The 18268-nt window shown below is 70.0% G+C and carries 18 protein-coding genes; 4 read left to right on the top strand and 14 right to left on the bottom strand.

The window, feature by feature from the left end:
- Positions 1-13: 13 nt before the first annotated feature.
- The 6 genes from FHR72_RS20595 to FHR72_RS20620 form a co-directional block, all read right to left on the bottom strand.
- A complete protein-coding gene (locus FHR72_RS20595) occupies positions 14-1003 on the bottom strand; it encodes a malate dehydrogenase (RefSeq protein WP_183471602.1) in 990 nt (329 codons plus the stop codon).
- 14 nt (positions 1004-1017) lie between these two features.
- Positions 1018-1617, bottom strand: a complete 600-nt coding sequence (locus FHR72_RS20600; protein ID WP_183471604.1) for a hypothetical protein — start codon at positions 1615-1617, stop codon at positions 1018-1020.
- Positions 1618-1637: 20 nt separating this feature from the next.
- Positions 1638-2270, bottom strand: a complete 633-nt coding sequence (locus FHR72_RS20605) for an HhH-GDP family DNA glycosylase (protein ID WP_183471606.1) — start codon at positions 2268-2270, stop codon at positions 1638-1640.
- A 37-nt stretch (positions 2271-2307) separates the two neighbouring features.
- On the bottom strand, positions 2308-2640 hold the full coding sequence (locus FHR72_RS20610) for a TfoX/Sxy family protein (protein ID WP_183471608.1): 333 nt from the start codon (positions 2638-2640) through the stop codon (positions 2308-2310).
- 105 nt (positions 2641-2745) lie between these two features.
- Positions 2746-5088, bottom strand: coding sequence for an endopeptidase La (lon, locus tag FHR72_RS20615; RefSeq protein ID WP_183471610.1), 2343 nt, complete (start codon positions 5086-5088; stop codon positions 2746-2748).
- Between the two features lie 261 nt (positions 5089-5349).
- Positions 5350-6351, bottom strand: a complete 1002-nt coding sequence (locus tag FHR72_RS20620; protein ID WP_183471612.1) for an esterase family protein — start codon at positions 6349-6351, stop codon at positions 5350-5352.
- A gap of 282 nt (positions 6352-6633) precedes the next feature.
- On the opposite strand from FHR72_RS20620, the gene FHR72_RS20625 reads away from it, so the two are divergent.
- The gene (locus tag FHR72_RS20625; RefSeq protein ID WP_183471614.1) at positions 6634-7059 is read left to right on the top strand and encodes a DUF1810 domain-containing protein; all 426 of its coding nucleotides are present in this window, start codon (positions 6634-6636) and stop codon (positions 7057-7059) included.
- Between the two features lie 4 nt (positions 7060-7063).
- Here the strand turns inward: FHR72_RS20625 and FHR72_RS20630 are convergent, their stop codons facing one another.
- The 6 genes from FHR72_RS20630 to FHR72_RS20655 form a co-directional block, all read right to left on the bottom strand.
- Positions 7064-8368, bottom strand: coding sequence for an alpha-amylase family protein (locus FHR72_RS20630; RefSeq protein ID WP_183471616.1), 1305 nt, complete (start codon positions 8366-8368; stop codon positions 7064-7066).
- Complete coding sequence (locus FHR72_RS20635; RefSeq protein WP_183471618.1) at positions 8365-8844, bottom strand: nucleoside deaminase; 480 nt, start codon at positions 8842-8844, stop codon at positions 8365-8367. The genes FHR72_RS20630 and FHR72_RS20635 overlap by 4 nt, the downstream gene beginning before the upstream one ends.
- A gap of 41 nt (positions 8845-8885) precedes the next feature.
- Positions 8886-10565, bottom strand: coding sequence for a tetratricopeptide repeat protein (locus tag FHR72_RS20640; protein WP_183471620.1), 1680 nt, complete (start codon positions 10563-10565; stop codon positions 8886-8888).
- Positions 10501-11562: a hypothetical protein gene (locus FHR72_RS20645; protein WP_183471622.1), complete on the bottom strand. Its 1062-nt coding sequence runs from the start codon at positions 11560-11562 to the stop codon at positions 10501-10503. The genes FHR72_RS20640 and FHR72_RS20645 overlap by 65 nt, the downstream gene beginning before the upstream one ends.
- Positions 11555-12178 (bottom strand): TetR/AcrR family transcriptional regulator, encoded by a 624-nt coding sequence (locus FHR72_RS20650; protein WP_183471624.1) that lies wholly within the window; start codon positions 12176-12178, stop codon positions 11555-11557. Before FHR72_RS20650 ends, FHR72_RS20645 begins: the two co-directional genes overlap by 8 nt.
- Before the next feature lie 104 nt (positions 12179-12282).
- Positions 12283-13752 carry an FAD-dependent oxidoreductase gene (locus tag FHR72_RS20655; protein WP_183471626.1) on the bottom strand — a complete coding sequence of 490 codons (1470 nt, stop codon included), beginning with the start codon at positions 13750-13752 and terminating at the stop codon, positions 12283-12285.
- A 182-nt stretch (positions 13753-13934) separates the two neighbouring features.
- Between FHR72_RS20655 and FHR72_RS20660 the strand changes: the two genes are divergently transcribed.
- Complete coding sequence (locus FHR72_RS20660) at positions 13935-14561, top strand: PaaI family thioesterase (RefSeq protein ID WP_183471628.1); 627 nt, start codon at positions 13935-13937, stop codon at positions 14559-14561.
- Here the strand turns inward: FHR72_RS20660 and FHR72_RS20665 are convergent.
- Complete coding sequence (locus FHR72_RS20665; RefSeq protein WP_183471630.1) at positions 14533-16545, bottom strand: FUSC family protein; 2013 nt, start codon at positions 16543-16545, stop codon at positions 14533-14535. The two genes, FHR72_RS20660 and FHR72_RS20665, sit on opposite strands and share 29 nt — an antisense overlap.
- Positions 16546-16576: 31 nt before the next feature.
- Here FHR72_RS20665 and FHR72_RS20670 point away from each other — a divergent pair, with 31 nt between their 5' ends.
- Together FHR72_RS20670 and FHR72_RS20675 are read left to right on the top strand one after the other, a co-directional pair.
- Positions 16577-17323: an EthD domain-containing protein gene (locus tag FHR72_RS20670; protein WP_183471632.1), complete on the top strand. Its 747-nt coding sequence runs from the start codon at positions 16577-16579 to the stop codon at positions 17321-17323.
- Positions 17320-18072, top strand: coding sequence for an enoyl-CoA hydratase/isomerase family protein (locus tag FHR72_RS20675; RefSeq protein WP_183471633.1), 753 nt, complete (start codon positions 17320-17322; stop codon positions 18070-18072). Before FHR72_RS20670 ends, FHR72_RS20675 begins: the two co-directional genes overlap by 4 nt.
- Here FHR72_RS20675 and FHR72_RS20680 read toward each other — a convergent pair whose 3' ends face one another.
- Positions 18073-18267, bottom strand: coding sequence for a (2Fe-2S)-binding protein (locus FHR72_RS20680; protein ID WP_183471635.1), 195 nt, complete (start codon positions 18265-18267; stop codon positions 18073-18075). It abuts the gene before it with no gap.
- Between the last annotated feature and the right edge of the window lies 1 nt (position 18268).

Raw genomic sequence — 18268 nt, forward strand, 5'->3', positions numbered from 1 at the left:
GTCCGGCCGGCGATCAGAGGAGGCCGAGTTCGGCGACGGCGTCGCGCTCGGCCCGCAGTTCGTCGACGGAGGCGTCGATGCGGGCCCGCGAAAACGGGTTGATGTCAAGGCCTTCGACGATCTCCCAGCGTCCTCCGACCGACCGGCACGGGAACGAACAGACCAGGCCCTCGTCGACGCCGTAGGCGCCGGGGGAGGGCAGGGCCACCGACGTCCAGTCGTCGGCCGGAGTCCCGTGCACCCAGTCGTCGACGTGGTCGATCGCGCCGTTGGCGGCCGACGCCGCCGAGCTCGCGCCGCGCGCCTCGATGATGGCGGTGCCGCGGCGGGCGACGGTGGGGATGAACTCGTCGGTGAGCCACCGGGTGTCGGCGGCGAAGTCGGCACCGGCGCGCCCGCCGACGACCGAGTGGAAGATGTCGGGATACTGCGTCGGCGAGTGGTTGCCCCAGATGATCATGCGGCTGATCTCGGTGACGGGCACGCCGGTGTGGCGGGCCATCGCCGCCACCGCGCGGTTGTGGTCGAGCCGGGTGAGCGCGGTGAACCTCTCGCGCGGGATGTCGGGCGCGTGCGCCGACGCCACCAACGCGTTGGTGTTGGCGGGGTTGCCCACCACCAGCACCCGCACGTCGGCGCCGGCCCCTTCGTTGAGCGCCTCGCCCGCCGCGGCGAAGATCTGGGCGTTCGCGCCGAGCAGGTCGGCGCGCTCCATGCCCTTGGTTCGCGGCTTCGCGCCGATCAGCAGCGCGACGTCGACGCCGTCGAACGCCCGGACGGGGTCGTCGAAGATCTCCGTGCTCGCCAGCAGCGGGAACGCTCCGTCGTCGAGCTCCATCACCACGCCCTCGGCGGCCCGTACGGCGTCGGGGAGCTCGAGCAGACGCAGCGCGACCGGTGTGTCGTGGCCGAGCATGGCCCCGGCGGCGATGCGGAACAGAGCGGCGTACCCGATCTGGCCTGCAGCGCCGGTGACGACGACGGTGACGGGGGATGTGCTCATGGAGCCAACCCTAATCAGGGCGCGTCGGCCGGCACGTCGGTGTAGGCGGTGGTGAACCCCTCGGCGGTGAAGGTGAAGCCCTTGCCGGTGAGCTCGGACAGGCACGAGATGCCCGTCACTTCCTGCACATTGCAGCGGAAGCCCGCGACCGCCAGGATGCGGTTGAACGGGAGCTCGACGGCGGGCCCGGGCTCCAGCGCCAGCCCCGGTGGCGCCAGCGCGGCGAAATGCGGTTCTCCGGTGCGGTCGATGACGAGGACGGTCGGGGTGGTCGGTTCACCGTCGGGCCCCGGCACCTCCTCGGGAGCGCCGTCGATGCCGATGCTGCCCGTCGACTGCGAGTCCTGACATCCCGCGCTGATCCGCGGGATGATGGCGCACTCCCAGCGACCGCTCGGTGAGGTGAAGTAGTAGTTCGTCTGCCCGGCGACAGCGGCGGCGTAGTCGAACGCGTTGGCCAGGTGGGCGTTACTCGGCGTGGTCGTCGTCGGGACAGGGGCGGCGACGCTCTCGGCCGGCGGAGCCGCGTCCTCGGTGTTGACGACGGTAGGACCCGAGCAGGCGGCAGCCGTCAACGCCACGGCCGGCAGGGCGACGCGCAGGAGGTTTCGCATGCGCCCATTGCACCATCCGGCTAGGACGAGACCTTCTCCCGCAGTGCGGTGTCGAGCGAGACACGGACCAGTGCGGCCGCCAGGGGCGCGCAGTCGCCGTCGGTGAGCTTCGCCAGCTCGGCGGGCTCCGCGGGCAGGCCGAGGTCCCTGGCCGCACGCCGCGCGCGGTCGTCGAAATGCGGGCGCACCCAGGTCCAGACGTCCTGGACCTCGCGAAGGAAGATGTCCGACCCCGTGTCGCCGATGCCGGTGAACTGCTGCAGAAATTTCCTGGCCCGGTCGACGTCCTGCTCGGCGCGGGTGGCCAGACCGCGCAGGTCGCCGTCGTAGACGTCGCGGACCGTGGTGGCGATGTCGACCAGCCGGGTGGCCGAACTCTCGTCGTAGCGGGCGTAGCCGGCGCGCCCGAAGGCGCGGATCATCGTGCGCCGGTCGGCCTTCAGGACCGCGTCGGGGGTGCGGAGCTTCTCGTGAAAGATCTCCTTGGCGGCCCTGGTCGCGATGGTGGCGTCGATCGGCTTGCTGGCGAGCATGCACAGCACCAGCAGCTCGAAGAGCGGCATGGGTTTGTCGGCCAGGGTGATGCCGGCTTCCTCGGCGTAGGTGGTGCCTGCCTCGTCGAGGAGTCGGCGCACGGTCTCGGTCCTGCTCATCGCCCTCGGCTACCCGGGCGCCTGCGCGTCGAATCCGCTATTTGGCGGGGAGACTCTTCGCGTAGTCGACACCGCGGGCGACCCAGGGCGAGAGCTGCCGCTTCGTACCGAGGCCGTCCGCGCTGACCCGCAGCCAGCCGCGTGTCTCCCGGCCCGCCATGATCATCGGCCCGACGTGCTCACGGCTGAGGTACGCCGCGGTCTCCTCCGGAGGAACCCGCACCATCAGACCGCCTTTGGAGCTGACGGCGACGGCCATGTTGCCGTTGATCAGGAACGCCAATCCGCCGAACATCCGCTTCTCCTCGACCCCGCGCTCGGGGGCGACGAGTTCGCGGACGCGCTCGGCGAGATCGGCGTCGTAGGCCATGGGTGAACGCTAACGACCCACACGCGACGAGCGCGCGCATCTGTCCGTGACACGCCGGTCACCTGCGGACAGACACGCGCGCTCGCGGTGTGGGTCTCGTCGGCCCTAGGCCGCCGCGGTCACCGCCTCACCGGCAGGCTCGAGGGCCTGCGCGACGATCGCCGCCACGTCGGTCATCGGCTTGACCTCCAGTGCCTCCAGCACCTCGGCCGGCACCTCGTCGAGGTCGGCCTCGTTGCGCTGCGGGATGAACACCGTCGACAGCCCGGCGCGCTGGGCGGCCAGCAGCTTCTGCTTGACACCACCGATCGGCAGGACCCGCCCGTTGAGCGTCACCTCGCCGGTCATGCCCACGTCGGAGCGCACCTGCCTGCCCGTGGCCATCGAGACCAGCGCGGTCACCATGGTCACACCGGCCGACGGCCCGTCCTTGGGCACCGCCCCGGCGGGAACGTGCACGTGGATGCGACGGTCCAGCGCCTTGGGGTCCACACCGAGCTCCGCGGCGTGCGAACGCACGTAGGACAGCGCAATCTGCGCGGACTCCTTCATCACGTCGCCGAGCTGACCCGTCAACTGCAGCCCTGCGTCACCGTCGGTGGCCCCGGCCTCGATGTAGAGGACGTCGCCGCCGAGGCCCGTGACGGCCAGGCCGGTCGCGACACCCGGGACCGCCGTGCGTTCCTCGGATTCCGGCATGAACCGCGGGCGGCCCAGATAATCGACCAGATCCGGCTCGTCGATCGTGATCGGTGTCGGGTCGGCGTCGAGCTTGGTGGTCGCCTTGCGCAACGCCTTGGCCAGCAACCGCTCGAACTGACGCACTCCCGGCTCGCGGGTGTAGTCCGCGGCGATCTTGCGCAGCGCGTCGTCGGTGACCGAGACGTCGTCGGTGGTCAACGCCGCCCGCTCGGACTGCCTGGGCAGCAGGTAATCCCGGGCGATCGCCACCTTGTCGTCGGCGGTGTACCCGTCGATCTGGATCAGCTCCATGCGGTCCAGCAGCGCCGACGGGATGTTCTCGATGACGTTGGCCGTGGCCAGGAACACCACATCGGACAGGTCGAGATCGAGCTCCAGGTAGTGGTCGCGGAACGTGTGGTTCTGCGCCGGGTCCAGCACCTCGAGCAGCGCCGACGACGGGTCACCCCGGTAGTCGGAACCGACCTTGTCGATCTCGTCCAGCAGCACAACGGGATTCATCGATCCCGCCTCGCCGATGGCACGCACGATGCGGCCTGGGAGCGCGCCGACATAGGTGCGCCGGTGGCCACGGATCTCGGCCTCGTCGCGCACGCCGCCCAGGGCCACGCGCACGAACTTGCGGCCCAGTGCACGCGCCACGGATTCACCCAACGACGTCTTGCCGACGCCGGGAGGGCCGGCCAGCACCATCACCGCACCGGAGCCGCGACCGCCGACGACGGCCATGCCCCGCTGCGCGCGGCGCGCACGGACGGCCAGGTATTCGACGATGCGGTCTTTCACGTCCTCGAGGCCGTGGTGGTCGGAATCCAGGATCTCCCTGGCGGCCTTCAGGTCCGCGGAATCCTCGGTGGTGACGTTCCACGGAAGATCCAGGACGGTGTCCAGCCAGGTGCGGATCCAACCGCCCTCCGGGCTCTGGTCGTTGGCGCGTTCCAGCTTGCCGACCTCGCGCAGTGCGGCTTCGCGCACCTTCTCGGGCAGATCGGCGGCCTCGACGCGGGCCCGGTAGTCGGCTTCCTCCGCGGCGCCGTCCGGACCCAGTTCGCCGAGCTCCTTGCGGATCGCCGCCAGCTGCTGGCGCAGCAGGAACTCCTTCTGCTGCTTGTCCATTCCGGCGCGCACGTCTTCGGCGATCTTGTCGGTCACCTCGACCTCGGCCAGATGGTCGCCGGTCCAGTCGATCAGCAGCCGCAGACGGGCCGCGACGTCCTCGGTCTCGAGGAGTTCACGCTTCTGCACGTCGGTCAGGTACGACGCGTAGCCGGCGGTGTCCGCCAGCGCCGACGGGTCACTGATCTTGTTGACGACGTCGACGATCTGCCACGCCTCGCGACGCTGCAGCATGGCCAGCAGCAGCTTCTTGTACTCGGCGGCAAGGGCTTTGGTGTCCTCTCCAGGTGCCACCTCGACTACTTCGTCAATGAGCACCCACAGCGCGGCACCCGGTCCGGTGGTTCCCGAGCCGATGTGGGCGCGCTTCTCGCCCCGCACGACGGCGGCGGCACCCCCGCCGGGCACGCGTCCGACCTGGACGATCGACGCGAGCACGCCGTAGGTGGGGTAGCGGTCGTCGAGCCGCGGTGCGATCAGCAGCTTGCCGGCCTCACTGGCCTGCGCGGCGTCGACGGCAGCGCGTGCTGCGTCGTCGAGCTCGATCGGGACGACCATGCCGGGCAGCACGATCGGTTCGCTGACGAAAAGGATGGGCACAGCACGTTGCGCTGCGTTGGCTTCAGGCATCGATCCTCCTGTGATCAAATCCAACCCAAAGTTGAATCTGATGCGCTCAACCTTGCCCGCGGGGCGTTTGTTCCCGATCGCCTTTTCGCCGCGGGCGGAACAGGAGGCGCGCCTTTCGCCGAACTGGGATTCCCGGTCGTGATGTCGGCCCGAACCACAGCCGGGAACCCCAGTTCGGCGAGAAGGGGGCGGGCGAGAAGGGTGCAGACAGCAGAGAGCCTGCCGCTCGGGGGAAACGGCAGGCTCTCTGAGTGTGGTGGGTTACGCGGTGGCCTGGGCCCCGAGCACCCGCTGGATGTCAGGCTTCATCTGCTGAAGCTGCTGACCCCAGTAACCCCAGCTGTGGGTACCGGCGGTGGGGAAGTTGAAGACACCGTTGGTACCGCCGGCGGCGATGTAGTTGTCGCGGAAGGCGACGTTGGTCCGCAGCGTGAATCCTTCGAGGAACTGCGCGGCCATCAGGTTCTGGCCCGGGGTGCCGGTGTCCAGATCCGACGGGGTGCCGGTGCCGCAGTAGATCCAGACGCGGGTGTTGTTCGCCACCAGCTGATTGATGTTGACCATCGGGTCGTTGCGCTTCCACGCCGGATCCGAGGACGGGCCCCACATGCTCTCGGCGTTGAACTTGCCGGCATCGTTCATCGCCAGACCGATCAGCATCGGCCACCATCCCTCGGACGGGTTCAGGAACCCGGAAAGGGAAGCAGCGTAGATGAACTGCTGCGGGTGGTGGATGGCGTAGGTCAGCGAGGCGCTGCCCGCCATCGACAGGCCGACGACGGCGTTGCCGAGCCGCGACACGCCGCGGTTGGCCTCCAGCCACGTGGGCAGCTCCTGGGTCAGGAACGTCTCCCACTTGTAGGTGTAGTCCTGCCCGTTGCCGCGTGACGGCTGGTACCAGTCGGTGTAGAAGCTCGACTGACCACCCACGGGCATGATCGTCGACAGGCCGGACTGGTAGAACCACTCGAACGCCGGGGTGTTGATGTCCCAGCCGTTGTAGTCGTCCTGTGCGCGCAGGCCGTCGAGGAGGTAGACGGCGTGCGGGCCGCCACCCTGGAACTGCACCCGGATGTTGCGGTTCATCGACGGGGAGAACACGTCCAGATACTCGACGGGCAGCCCGGGCCGGGAGAACGCCCCCGCCGTCGCCGAGCCCCCGGCGAAGCCGATCAGCCCGGGCAGCGTCGCCGCGGCCAGGGCGGCAGCGGCCACCCGTCGGCCCCAGCCCCACTTACCCGAGAACTTCTCTTTCCACTTCATAACGGCAATCCACACCTTTCTCATCACGTCGCCTGGTTCGCAAACATGCCGTCGCGTTTCACGAGTAATGCAACACCGCCGGACCAGGTGTTCTGCGGCCCGACACAGCGAATGACGGTCGCGGTTGGCTAACGATTGCAACTCGGCGCGGACTCGCCGCCGGCCGGATTCAGCCTGTGACCAGTGTGAATGAAGTGAATCCTGAGGTTATGACGCATGGCGCGTCGGAAGATCGCCGCCGCGCGGCGCGTCCGGATACCCTGACGCGGGGGGTGGTGACCGATGACCGACGAGACCTTCGACCTGGACCGCTTCGTGGCGGCGCAGGAGGGCGTCTATGACACGGTGCTGGCGGAGCTGCGCGCGGGGTCGAAACGGACGCACTGGATCTGGTTCGTCTTCCCGCAGGTGCGCGGTCTCGGCCGCAGTTCGACGGCACAGCACTACGGCATCACCTCACTCGACGAGGCCCGGGCGTACCTCGCCCATCCCGTGCTGGGGCCGCGCCTGCGGGAGTGCGCACGCCTGCTCGCCACCCATACCGGGCGCTCGGCGACGCAGATCCTCGGCTATCCCGACGATCTGAAGGTGCGGTCGTCGATGACGCTGTTCGCCCGAGCCGCCGACGACCCCGCCGACTTCCGGGCCGTACTCGACGCGTTCTACGGCGGCGAGGAGGATCCGGCCACCCTCGACCTGCTGGGCTGAGCGGTCAGCGCGGCGCCAGGATCAGCCAGCCGTGCGCGGGCACGACGATGTCGGGGACCACTTCGATCGGCGGCGCCCCTGAGCCGGCGACGATCTCGGCATGGCCCAGCCCCAGGCCCGCGAGCGCCAGCGGCAGGGGTTCGTCGTCGACGTTGAGCGCGACGACGAGTGCGTCGTCGCCGTTGCGGGTGATGTAGACGTAGGAGCTGTTCGTCACCGACAGCGCAGTGGTCCTGGCGGTGAAGAGCCATGGGTGCCGGCGGCGCAGCCCGACGAGGTGCTGGTGTGCGCGGAAGACCTGGTGGCCGTGCTCGCCGACTCCGTCGAAGGGAGAACCGAATTCGGGCCGGACGGCGTCGTCGCCGCCGAAGCGCTCCTCCTTGACGCCGCGGTAGGCGACCTCGTCGCCGGCGTAGATGCTCGGGGTGCCGCCCGTCGTCAGCAGGATCACCAGTGCGTGTTCGACGTGCTCGGGATCGGTCAGCTGGCTGGCGATGCGGGTGACGTCGTGATTGCCGATGAACGTCAGCGGCGCAAACGATTCCAGGAACTCGTTGTGCCGCGTCAGCGCCCAGTCCAGCTCGTGGAAGTTGGTGTCGTTGATGCTGCTCCAGATGGCCTTCCACAGTTCGTACTGCGTGACGGAGTCGAATCCGGAGTCGTGGACGCGGGCCTGGTAGTCACCGTGGATGACCTCGCCGACGAACCACGCGTCGGGGTGCTTGTCCCGGACGCGGGGGAGCACCTGGGCCCAGAAGCTGTCGGGCACGGCGTAGGCCGCGTCGAGCCGCCAGCCGTCGGCGCCGCGGTCCAGCCAGTGACACATGACGTCGACGGTGTAGTCGACCACCTCGGGGTTGCGGTGGTCGAGCGCGATCAGGCCGCCGTGGCCCTCGAACGTCGCGAACTCGTCTCCGCGCGTCCGGAACCAGGACCTGTCACCGCCGTCGACGGCGTCGCGGTAGCGCCCGAAATCGGTTCCCACGTGGTTGAACACACCGTCGAGCAGGATTCGCAGTCCCCGCTGGTGCGCCTCGGCGACGAGGTGGTCGAAGTCGCCGTCGTCGCCGAGCCGGGGGTCGATCCGAAGGTGGTCGGTGGTGTCGTAGCCGTGCGTCTGCGACTCGAACACCGGCCCGAGGGCAAGCCCCGACGCGCCGAGTTCGACGGCGTAGTCGAGCCAGTCGACGATGCGGCGCAGCCGGTGTTCGTCGGCGGCGGGCGCAGGGTCGGCCGGATACGCCCCGACGAACCCGAGCGGATATACCTGCCACCAGATGGCGTGCTCAACCCACGCAGGCGCGGTCACGGACGAAAGGCCTTCGCGTACAACGCTTTCATCTCCTCGGTCAGCTGTTCGGCGGGGCCGTCCACCGGCACACCGGGGGCGACGGCCGTGATGGGCAGCGCGGCCACCGGAGGTGGCGTGGCGTTCCACTCGTCGAGCCACCGCGTCAGTTGCGCTGACGAGGCGGCGTAGACGACGCGTCCGAGTCCTACCCACGCATGCGCGGCGGCACACATCGGGCAGTGCTCGCCGGAGGTGTACACCGTGCTGCGGGCACGGTCGGCGGGGCTGAGGTGCTCGACGGCCCACTTCGCGATCGCGAACTCCGGATGCCGGGTCGAGTCGCCGTCTTTCACCCGGTTGTGGTCCTCGAATCGGACCGCCCCGTGCGGGTCGAGCAGCAGTGATCCGAAAGGCTCGTCTCCACCGTCCACTGCCTCGCGCGCCAGTTCGACACATCGACGCAGGTGAGCAAGGTCGTCATCGGTGACTGCCACAGCCGGAGTCTACGCAGCCGCCGCTCCGGCGCACCGGGCGCTCAGTCGCAGCAGTGCGTCTGCAGCCTGCAGGCGCACGAGGCGCCGATCGGCACATCGGCGCGGGCCGAGGCCAACTCGCGCTGTTTACCGATGATCGCGGCTTCGGCGTCACGTCCGAGCCGTGTCAGGCATTCGTGGTAGCCGTGCAGGCTCCACACGTTGCCCGGGTGCTGACAGGAACGCGCCAGGGTGGGGTCGAGGCCGAGGTCGGCGGCGTAGACCCCGGCCGCTTCCTCGACCCGGCCCTGCTCGAGCAGCAGCGCGCCCAGCGCATGGCGGGTGGGCTGCATCCAGCCCCAGGGTTCGTCGTAGGGCAACGAGTCGTCGAGTTCCACCGCTCGGCGCAGGTGAGCGAAGGCGCTGTCGAAATCCTCTGCCCGATAGTCGATTTCGCCGTCCAGCATCGCGGCACCGACGGCGAGGATGTCGCGGCTGGTGTTGTTGAACAGATAACGGCTCTCCGGGATGCGCGCATGGGCCGCGGTGAACAGCTCCCGTTCGGCGCGCGCCTGGTCGAGATGTCCGAGCGCAGCGTGCGCGACGCCGCGTCCGTAGTGGATGGTCGCCGTGGTGGTGCAGTACAACTCGGTGTCCGACGGCAGCGGCGTCGCGATCAGCTCCTCCCACCGGCCGAAGCGCACCAGCACGTGAACACCCAACGGCACGAACGCTTCCAGCCAGTCGGCCATCGGCGGCGACTCGATACGCAGCAGCTCGGGTGTCAGCTGGGCGGCGAGCTCGTCGGCTGCGGCCAGCGCCGTGGCCGAATGACCTTCGAACATGGCCGAATACACCACGAAGTGCAGATTGTGTGCGCGGTAGAGCGAATAGAAGTTCAGCGGGCCCTGGTGTTCGACGAAGCGTCGGTCCACCGCCACCGCGGACAGGTTCGCCACGACCGAATCGCGGTAGTTCCCGCACAGCACGTCGATGTGACTGGGCATGTGCTGGAGGTGACCCGCGTCGGGCACCAGTCCACGCAGCAGGTCGGCCGCGGGCAGCGCCTCCTGCGGCGTGGTCGACATCTCCATGGCGTGGATGTAGAGGTGCAGGATGCCCGGGTGCGCGCGGCCGGCGTCGGTGGCGAGCGCCGCGTCGAGGATGCGCTTGGCCTCCACGACGCGGGAGCCGGGCGCCGGTTCACCGGTTCGGCTGTCCCACAGCGCCCACGCCGTCACGTTGACCAGCGCGTCGGCGGCCAGGGCGGCGACGTCGACGTCGTCGGGGTACGCGTCGGCCAGCGCGGCCATCGCATCGGCGTAGGCACGGTGTCCGGCGGCGAGCGCCTCGGCGTCGCCGGGATCCTCGGTGGGGAACCGGGCGCTCAGGGCGTCGATCAGGCCGCGATCGACGGCAGAGGCCCGGCCGTCCGCGGCGAGACCGAGCTCCATCCTGGCCCTGGCCAGGGTCGCTGCCAGATCGACCGGGTCGAAGGCGTCCCAGCCCTTGTTGTAGTTGGGCCCGATCGCGTAGGCCACACCCCAGCGGGCGAGGGCGAACCCCGCGTCGAGTTCCAGCGCGCGTTCGAAGCAGTGGACCGCTTCTTCGTGGTTGAACGCGTAGGCCCACACCATGCCGCGGTCGAACCAGAGCTGCGCGGCCTTCGACGGGGTGTCAGTCGGCCGATGATAGGAGCCCAGGTCGTAGTAGGGCTCCGTGGCGCCCGGCGCGGCGTTCATACAGGGCACGATAATTCACCCGGGCCGCCGTGGCGACGACTGCGAGAACACAGCCCGCCGCGGCCCAGATCGCCAGCGTGACCAGAGGTGTCGAGGCGCCGTGGCCGTCGAAGTAGGAGATGCTGCGCAGGAGCGAGACCCCGGACCCCTGCGGGACGATGCCCGAGAACGTCGCGTAGAAGCTCGACAGCAGCGGACGGCCCACGGGGCCGGCCGCGGCGGCGTTGCCGACGACGACGAGGAACAGCCCCAGCACCACCGATGCCGCCGTGCCGAAGGCTGCGGCCACACCGGTGACGGCTCCTCCGACGGCCATCGCATACAGCCACAGCACCGCGAAGACCTGCCCCGGATGGCCGGTCAGCGCGCCGAGCACCGGGTCGACGTAGGCGGTGACCGCACCGGCGAGCACCGCGGAGAACGCCGCCAGGGACATCGTGCGCAGTGCCAACGTCGCCGGTGTCCGGACGCTTCCCATCAACCGGCCGAGCAGTGCGGCGCCCAGGGAGGCGCCGATGGACAGGAAGATGACGGCGTAGAACTCGACGGTGCCCGAGGGGTCACCTGCGGTCGTCGGTGCGACGTCCTCGACGACGGGGGTCAGGCCGGCCTTCTCGGCGGTCGCCCGCCCGACGGTTTCGGCGGCGGCAGCGACGCTGTGCCCGCCTCCGCCGGCGACGTAGATCGTCATCTGGCGATCGGGGGTGACCGCGAACGCGGTGTCGGCGGCGCGGTCGAAGACCTGCGCCCTGGCGCCGGCGGCGTCGCCGACGGCGTTGACCGACAACGAGTTCTGCTCGCGCAGACCGTCGACGAGTTGCGCGGGTCCGGACACCGCGACCGTCATGTGGTGCAGCATCGGGTTGGCGAACGCGCCGGAGTAGCTGGCCACCATCGCCAGGACGAACACCGTCAGTCCGGCCAGGGCGAGCACGGTGGTCCGGACGGCGGAGCGGTTGCGGATGGCGGGACGGTCGGGGGTGTGGTGCTTACCCATGGTCGGGTCCTTTCTGAGCAGAGGTGAGGCCGAGCAGCGCGTCGACGGTGTCGAGCGCGGCGCGGACCCTGGAGTGCAGATCGGTGTCGGCCGGGTCTTCCATCCAGGACCGCAGGACCTCCATGAAGCCGCCGACGAGAAAACGGGTGACGGCGTCGGCGGGGATGGGCGAGACGGTGTCGAGCACGGCCATCCCCTGTGCGGCGATCTGTCGGCACGGGGGGAGCAGCGCGGCGCGGTAGGCGCCGAGGACGTGCTGGTGCACGGTGCTGGGGACGACGTTGCGATACAGCGTGGGGTGATCTTCGGCGAACGCGAAGAGTTGCAGAATCCGGGATCTCGCGCCATTGGTGTCGGTGACAGGACTGTCGCTGTCACCGCTGGGGGCCTCGCGGACGACGTCGGCGAACACCTCGCTGAAGGCTGCCGCGACCGCGTCGTCGCGGTCGCGGAAGTGCCGGTAGAAGACCTGCCGGCTGACCTCGGCCCGTTCCACCAGGTCACCGACCGAGATGCGGTCGAGGGGCGCCTCGTGCGCGAGGTTGAACGCGGCCCCACGGAGCTGGGCACGGACCCGCTCCGCACGGGGATCGGCGCTGCGGCCGCGGTCGGTCATGCTCTGAGACTAGAAGGATTCGTTTACAGTTGTCCACGAAAACTTAGGTAATCTATGCCACGTCATCGGACCGGTGTGACGTCCACCCCTCGGAGAAGGCCGCCTCAGTCTGCGGAGGTGAACCAGCGCGCCAAGACGGCGTCCAGCGCCGCGGTGTCGCCCGGCGCGCCGGCCGCCGCGAGATAGCCGTCCGGGCGCACCAGCATCCAGCCCCGGCCCCGTCCGGGACGGACCGCCACCACGCCGCGCCGGCGACGCGCCACCTCGGCCGCCGCACCGTCGTCGGTGAACAGCGTCAGGGCGCCCAGGTCGAGCTCGTCGTAGAGGCCGTCCGAGTCGGGCACCCGCTCGCCCACGCCCGGCCCCGGCACCCCGGCGGCCATGCCGACGTCGCGGTATCCCGCCGACAACTGGCCGAACATCGACGCAGCGGCATTCTGAACCCGTTCGCGTGCAAGTGCTTTGGGCGCCATGCGGATCCGCAGCCCATGCACCAGGGGGTTCGTCGAGTTGAACACCCGGGTACCGATCTCGGTGAGCCGGATCAGCTTCCTGATCACGGGGAGGCGTTCCGCCGAATAAGTGTCGAGCAGTTCGGGTTTCGCGCGCCCGTCGAGAACCATCGCGATCTTCCAGGACAGATTGATCATGTCCTGGACACCGAGGTTCATCCCCTGCCCCCCGGCCGGGCTGTGCACGTGGGCGGCATCGCCGCCGAAGAACACTGCGCCCGAGCGCAATTGCTTCACATGCCTGCTGTTGATGCGGAATCGCGAGCTCCAGTTCATCGTGTGCAGACGGGCGGGCACATGCACCACGCTGTCGAACAACCGCTGGATGTGGTCCACCCCGACGTCACCGGCCGCGTCGGCCATCCCGTCGGGGTCGGTCGCCATCAGGCGGAACCGGCCGTCGCCCATCGGGAACACCGCGACGAAGCCACCGCCGGCCAGGAAGATCGACACCTGGTCCTGCGGGAGTTCGCCGTCGACGTGCAGGTCGGCGAGCACGTAGTTGTGGGGGAGGGTGCGACCGGGGAACGGTACCCCCAGCGCCTTTCGCAGCGTGCTGTGCGGACCGTCGGCCGCGATGACGTAGGTGGCCTGCACGACCTCGGCCCCGGCGCCGCCGCGCAGCGTGACCTCCGCGCCGGCGCCCGTCTCGCGTACCGACGTGACCTCGAGACCACGCTCGACCTTCACCCCCTGACGGGCGAGCTGTTCGGTCAGCAGTCGCTCGGTCTCCGACTGCGCGAGCATCAGGATGAAATTGAACTGCGAGGGCATTCTGTGCAATTCGATCGGCGCCAGGCGCCGCCCCGAGGCATACAGCGCCGCGGCGCGCGCCCGGTTTCCCAGGTCGAGCATCTGCGCGCCGACACCACGTACCCGGAGGAGCTCCACGGTGCGCGCCTGCACCGCCAGGGCCCGTGACTCCGGGGACGGCGCGAGGGCCCGGTCGACGATGCGGACGGACACACCCAGGCGGGAGAGTTCGAGCGCGGCCGTCAGACCGGTCGGGCCTGCACCGACGACGAGGACGGGGACGGGTTCTGCGGACGACAGCTCGGGCATGTTCGGGCCCTTCCCGGATAAGTCAACACTTGGTGACTAGAACGATAGTCCGCCGGTCTGATATGTCAACAGTCGTTGAAATCGCGCCCGGGCGTGGGGACGTCTCACCCGGAGCCCGACGCGCGGGGTCCGCGGACCACCCCCGCTGTGACACCGGAGTTGACACGTGTTCTAGTCGAGGGGTGCTGGACTACACCCACGTCGACGGCCTCAGCGCCGCCGACATCGAACGACTGCGGGCCCTCTACGAACCGCTGACCGGGTCGGTGCGCGATCTGATCGACGCGACGATCCGCACCGAGGTGGACGCGGACGCCGTGGCGCTGGCGAAAGCCGAGATCGAGTCGGCGACGGCGCGGTTGCGGGCCCACCAGTGCGACGGGGCCTTTGGAATCCAGTACGCGACGAACGGGGATTCGATGCCGTGGGGGAACGCGGTCATCGGCGTCCGCAATCCGACCGCACCACCGCTGGTCATCCACAAGGAACCCGACGGCTCGGCCAGGAGCGACTTCTACCTCGGCGCCGCGTTCGAGGGTCCGCCCGGGCATGTGCACGGTGGGGTGTCGGCCAAGATCCTCGACCATGTCCTCGGCGATGCTGCGAGCAAGCCGGGCGTCCATCGGCTCACCGGCACCATCACCGTGCGCTACCGCCGGCTGACCCCGCTGGGGAAACTGCACTCCGAGGCGCGCGTCACCCACACCGACGGGTTCAAGACCTACGCCGTCGGGCACATCGCCGACGCCACCGGCATCACGGTGGAGGCCGAAGCCGTGTTCATCGAACCGAGGTGGGCCCGGGGCTGACCGCGATGGCGGTCAGCGTGCGGGTGATCGCACCGACCTCGGCCACCAGGACACGCGCGGGACCCTCGTCGAAGCCGCCGCGGGGGACGGCTTCGCGCACGCGCTGCTCGGCGGCGGCCAGCTCCGCGGCGTCCACCGTCCACGGCGAGGCGGCCGTCGGCGGGTCGCCGCACAGTGCCTCGACGAACTCGTCGACGGTCAGCGCGAAATTGCGGTCACCGGTGGCGGTCGGGCGCGCGGGCAGATGCGCCTCCAGAGTCGCGCACGAGTTCGTCACCGCGTTGAGCGCGGTGCGGTAGCTGCGCAGCCAGTGCCGCAGCTCGCGCGACTCGATGCGCATCGCCCCGGTCGTCGCCTCGAACGCCGCCCGGGCCCGGAACGCACGCTGCCACGCCGCCGTCATCGCCTCCGCCGGGTTGTCCACCTCGTGCACGTACCCCTTGATGACCGTGGCGGCATAGTCGATCTCGGTCTTGAGCAGTTCGCCGGCGCGCTGCGCGAGCCTTGTCAGCTCGTCGTCGGGGAGCACGACGTGGGCGATGAGCGCGAGCGCGCCGCCGACGAGCGTGGCGAGCACCGGGTCGCTCATCGCCGGCGCCTCACCCGCGCGACCGATGTCGATCAGGAGGACCGCGGCGGCGGCGACCGCCGCGGACATCGCGATGTACCCGACACCCGACACCGCGTAGGCGACGCCGACGGCGGCGACTGTCAGGATCGCCGACACGGGGGCGGGCGGATGCAGCACCACCAGGACGCCGGCGACCACGGCCAGACCGACCACGCTGCCCCCGACCCGGCCCACGCAGCGGGTGTAGGTGTGCGCCGTCTCCGGGCGAAGGACCATCAGCACGGTCAGCGGGATCCAGTAGCCGTACGGGGCGTCGGCGTACAGGTCGATCGCACACGCGACGCCGACGGCGATGCTGACCCGCACCGCGTGCCGCAACACGGGGGAGTGCCAGCGCGACTGGTCCCGCACCCCGCGGATCGCCGAGCGGACCGACGTCGGCAGTTCCGGGCGCCGCAGCCGCACGGCGTCCGGTGTGGACGGGACGAAATCGCCGAGCCGCATCGCGATCGCTTCGTGCAACAGGGCCGAGAGACGTTGCACGACGCCTGCTTCGGGACCCGTCGCCTCCTGCGCCACGCTGTCGAAACGGCTGATGGCCACATCAGCGGCCACCCTGCCGGAGCGGCTGGTGTCGGCCACGGCGGCCATGGTGTCCGCGGCTTCGGCGAGCACCCGCGACAGGTTCTCCGACCAGGGCACGCCCGCGATGTCGGCCAGCGTCGCAGCGATCCTCTCCGGCAGTGCATACCAGCCCCGGTAGACGGCCGAGCGGCGCCGGTTGGGCCCCTCCTCGGAGGTGAACGCTTCGCGCAGTGCCACCAGCGGCCCGCTGTCGACCACCCACCCGTGGCCCTTGCAGACGTCGAGTTCGCGGGTGTCGGCGGCCAATGAGCGATAGGCCCCGACGAGCGCGTCGCGCTGGGCGCGCCAGCGCTGCGGCGGCCACAGCGCGAGGATCAGCGCCTGCATCAGCCCTCCGGCGACGGCCAGGGCCGCCGTACCGAGGACCGCCGACGCGGTGTGGGCCAGGGGCGGCGTGCTGACGAGCAGGGCGGTGGAGGCGGCGCCGACGAGCCCGGCGTTGGGGCCGTGTGACCACAGCATCGCCGCGCCGAAGCACCACAGGACCGCGGCGGCGACGAACAGCGCGGGCACCGCCGAGGTCACTGCACCGAGCGTCACGGCCACACCCGAGAGGCCCGAGACGAGGTACACCAGCGGCACCCGCGACCGGGGGCTGTCCTGGAAGGCCGTCGCCCCCGCGACGGCGGCGGTGCCGACCGCTGCGGTCGCCGAACCCGCCGGCCCCCACTGGACGGCGGCCACGGCGATCACGGCCACCCCGGCCAGGCTCCGTGAGGCCGCGGCGGCGTCCGGCAGCACCGGACGCAGCCCCAGACCCTTGATCACCCGTCCATTCTGACCCGGCTATGTTCGCGGAGTGGAGAAAGTGGTCTTCGCGCTGCGTGGCGCGCCGGGTGACGAAGGCTGGTGCACACGGTTGCGCACCGAGGTGGCACAGGCCCTGCTGGACACCGGCGCACCGGGCCTGACCGTCCACGTCCGCGACGCGCCGGTGACCGATTCGCTGATGACACTGACGACGCTCGCGCCGCCGGTGGTCGCGTTGGTCAGCGTGTGGACGTCGCAGTACTACGGGCCTCAGATCGGCGCCGCGGCAACGGTCTTGACACCCGAGTGCGACGAGCTCGCGGCCTACCTGGTGACCGAGTCCGTCCCGATGGCCCCCCCGCGCACCGAACCGGGGGAGCGCACGCCGGGCCTGGCGAACATGGCACTGCTACGCAGACCCGACGACCTCGACGAGCAGACCTGGCTGCGCCGCTGGCATCTCGACCACACCCAGGTCGCGATCGACACGCAGTCGACGTTCGGCTACGTCCAGAACACCGTCGTGCGCGCGCTGACCGACGGCGCTCCGCCGATCTCGGCCATCGTCGAGGAGCTGTTCCCGATCGAGGCGACGACCGACCTGCACGCGTTCTTCGGCGCCGCCGACGACGCCGACCTCAGCGACCGGATGACCCGGATGGTCGCCAGCACAACGGCGTTCGGCGCCAACCAGAACGTCGACACCGTGCCGACAAGCCGCTACGTGCTGCGGGACCCGTTCTCCGGGGCCGCTGCGCCGGAAGCCGCCGCCGGCCGCGATACGCTGCGCCGGTGACTCTGCAGATCAGCGACGAGAACCGGGTCCGCACACTGACCCTCGACCGGCCCGAGGCGCTCAACGCGTTCAACCAGGAGCTCTACCTGGCGACGGCGACCGCGTTGCGCGAGGCGGCTGACGACCCGGACGTCGCGGTGGTGCTTCTCACCGGCGCGGGCCGCGCGTTCAGTGCGGGCAACGATCTCAAAGAGATGCAGGCCGGCATCGCCGACGGGTCGCTGACCACCGGCGGCAGCCACTTCACGACGATGATCGACGCGCTGACCGAACTGCCCAAGCCGCTCATCTGCGCGGTCAACGGTGTCGGTCTCGGGATCGGCGCCACCATCCTCGGTTACGCGGACCTGGTGTTCATGTCCACCACCGCGCGGCTGAAATGCCCGTTCACCAGCCTCGGTGTCGCACCCGAGGCCGCGTCGTCGTATCTGCTGCCGCAGCTGATCGGCCGGCAGAATGCCGCCTGGCTGCTGCTGTCCTCGGAGTGGGTCGAGGCCGACGAGGCCCAGCGCATGGGTATCGCCTGGAAGGTGTGCGAACCGGAGGACCTTCTGCCCGAGGCGCGCAAGCACGCCGAAATCCTTGCCTCGCGCTCCATTCCGAGCCTCGTCGCGGTCAAGAAGACCATCGTCGCCCCGTTCCGGGCCGAGATCGCCGCAGCCACCGAGCGCGAGAACGCGCATTTCCAGGAATTGCTCGGCGGGGTCGCGAACGCGGCAGCGCTGGCGGAGTTCACCGGCCGGGGCTGATCAGCCGACGCTCTCGCGCCTGCAATCGACCGCCTTGAAGTGGGCCTCGATGATCGCCCGCAGCGTGCGCCGGCACCGTCCGCAGTCGCCGCCTGCGCCACAGGCTTCGGCGATCTCGCGGGAGGTCCGCGCCCCCTTCGCCACGACTTCGTTGACCACGTGGCTCGTGGTCCCGGTGCACAGGCATACGAACATC

The organism is Mycolicibacterium iranicum, assembly GCF_014190915.1.
GTDB lineage: Bacteria > Actinomycetota > Actinomycetes > Mycobacteriales > Mycobacteriaceae > Mycobacterium > Mycobacterium iranicum_B.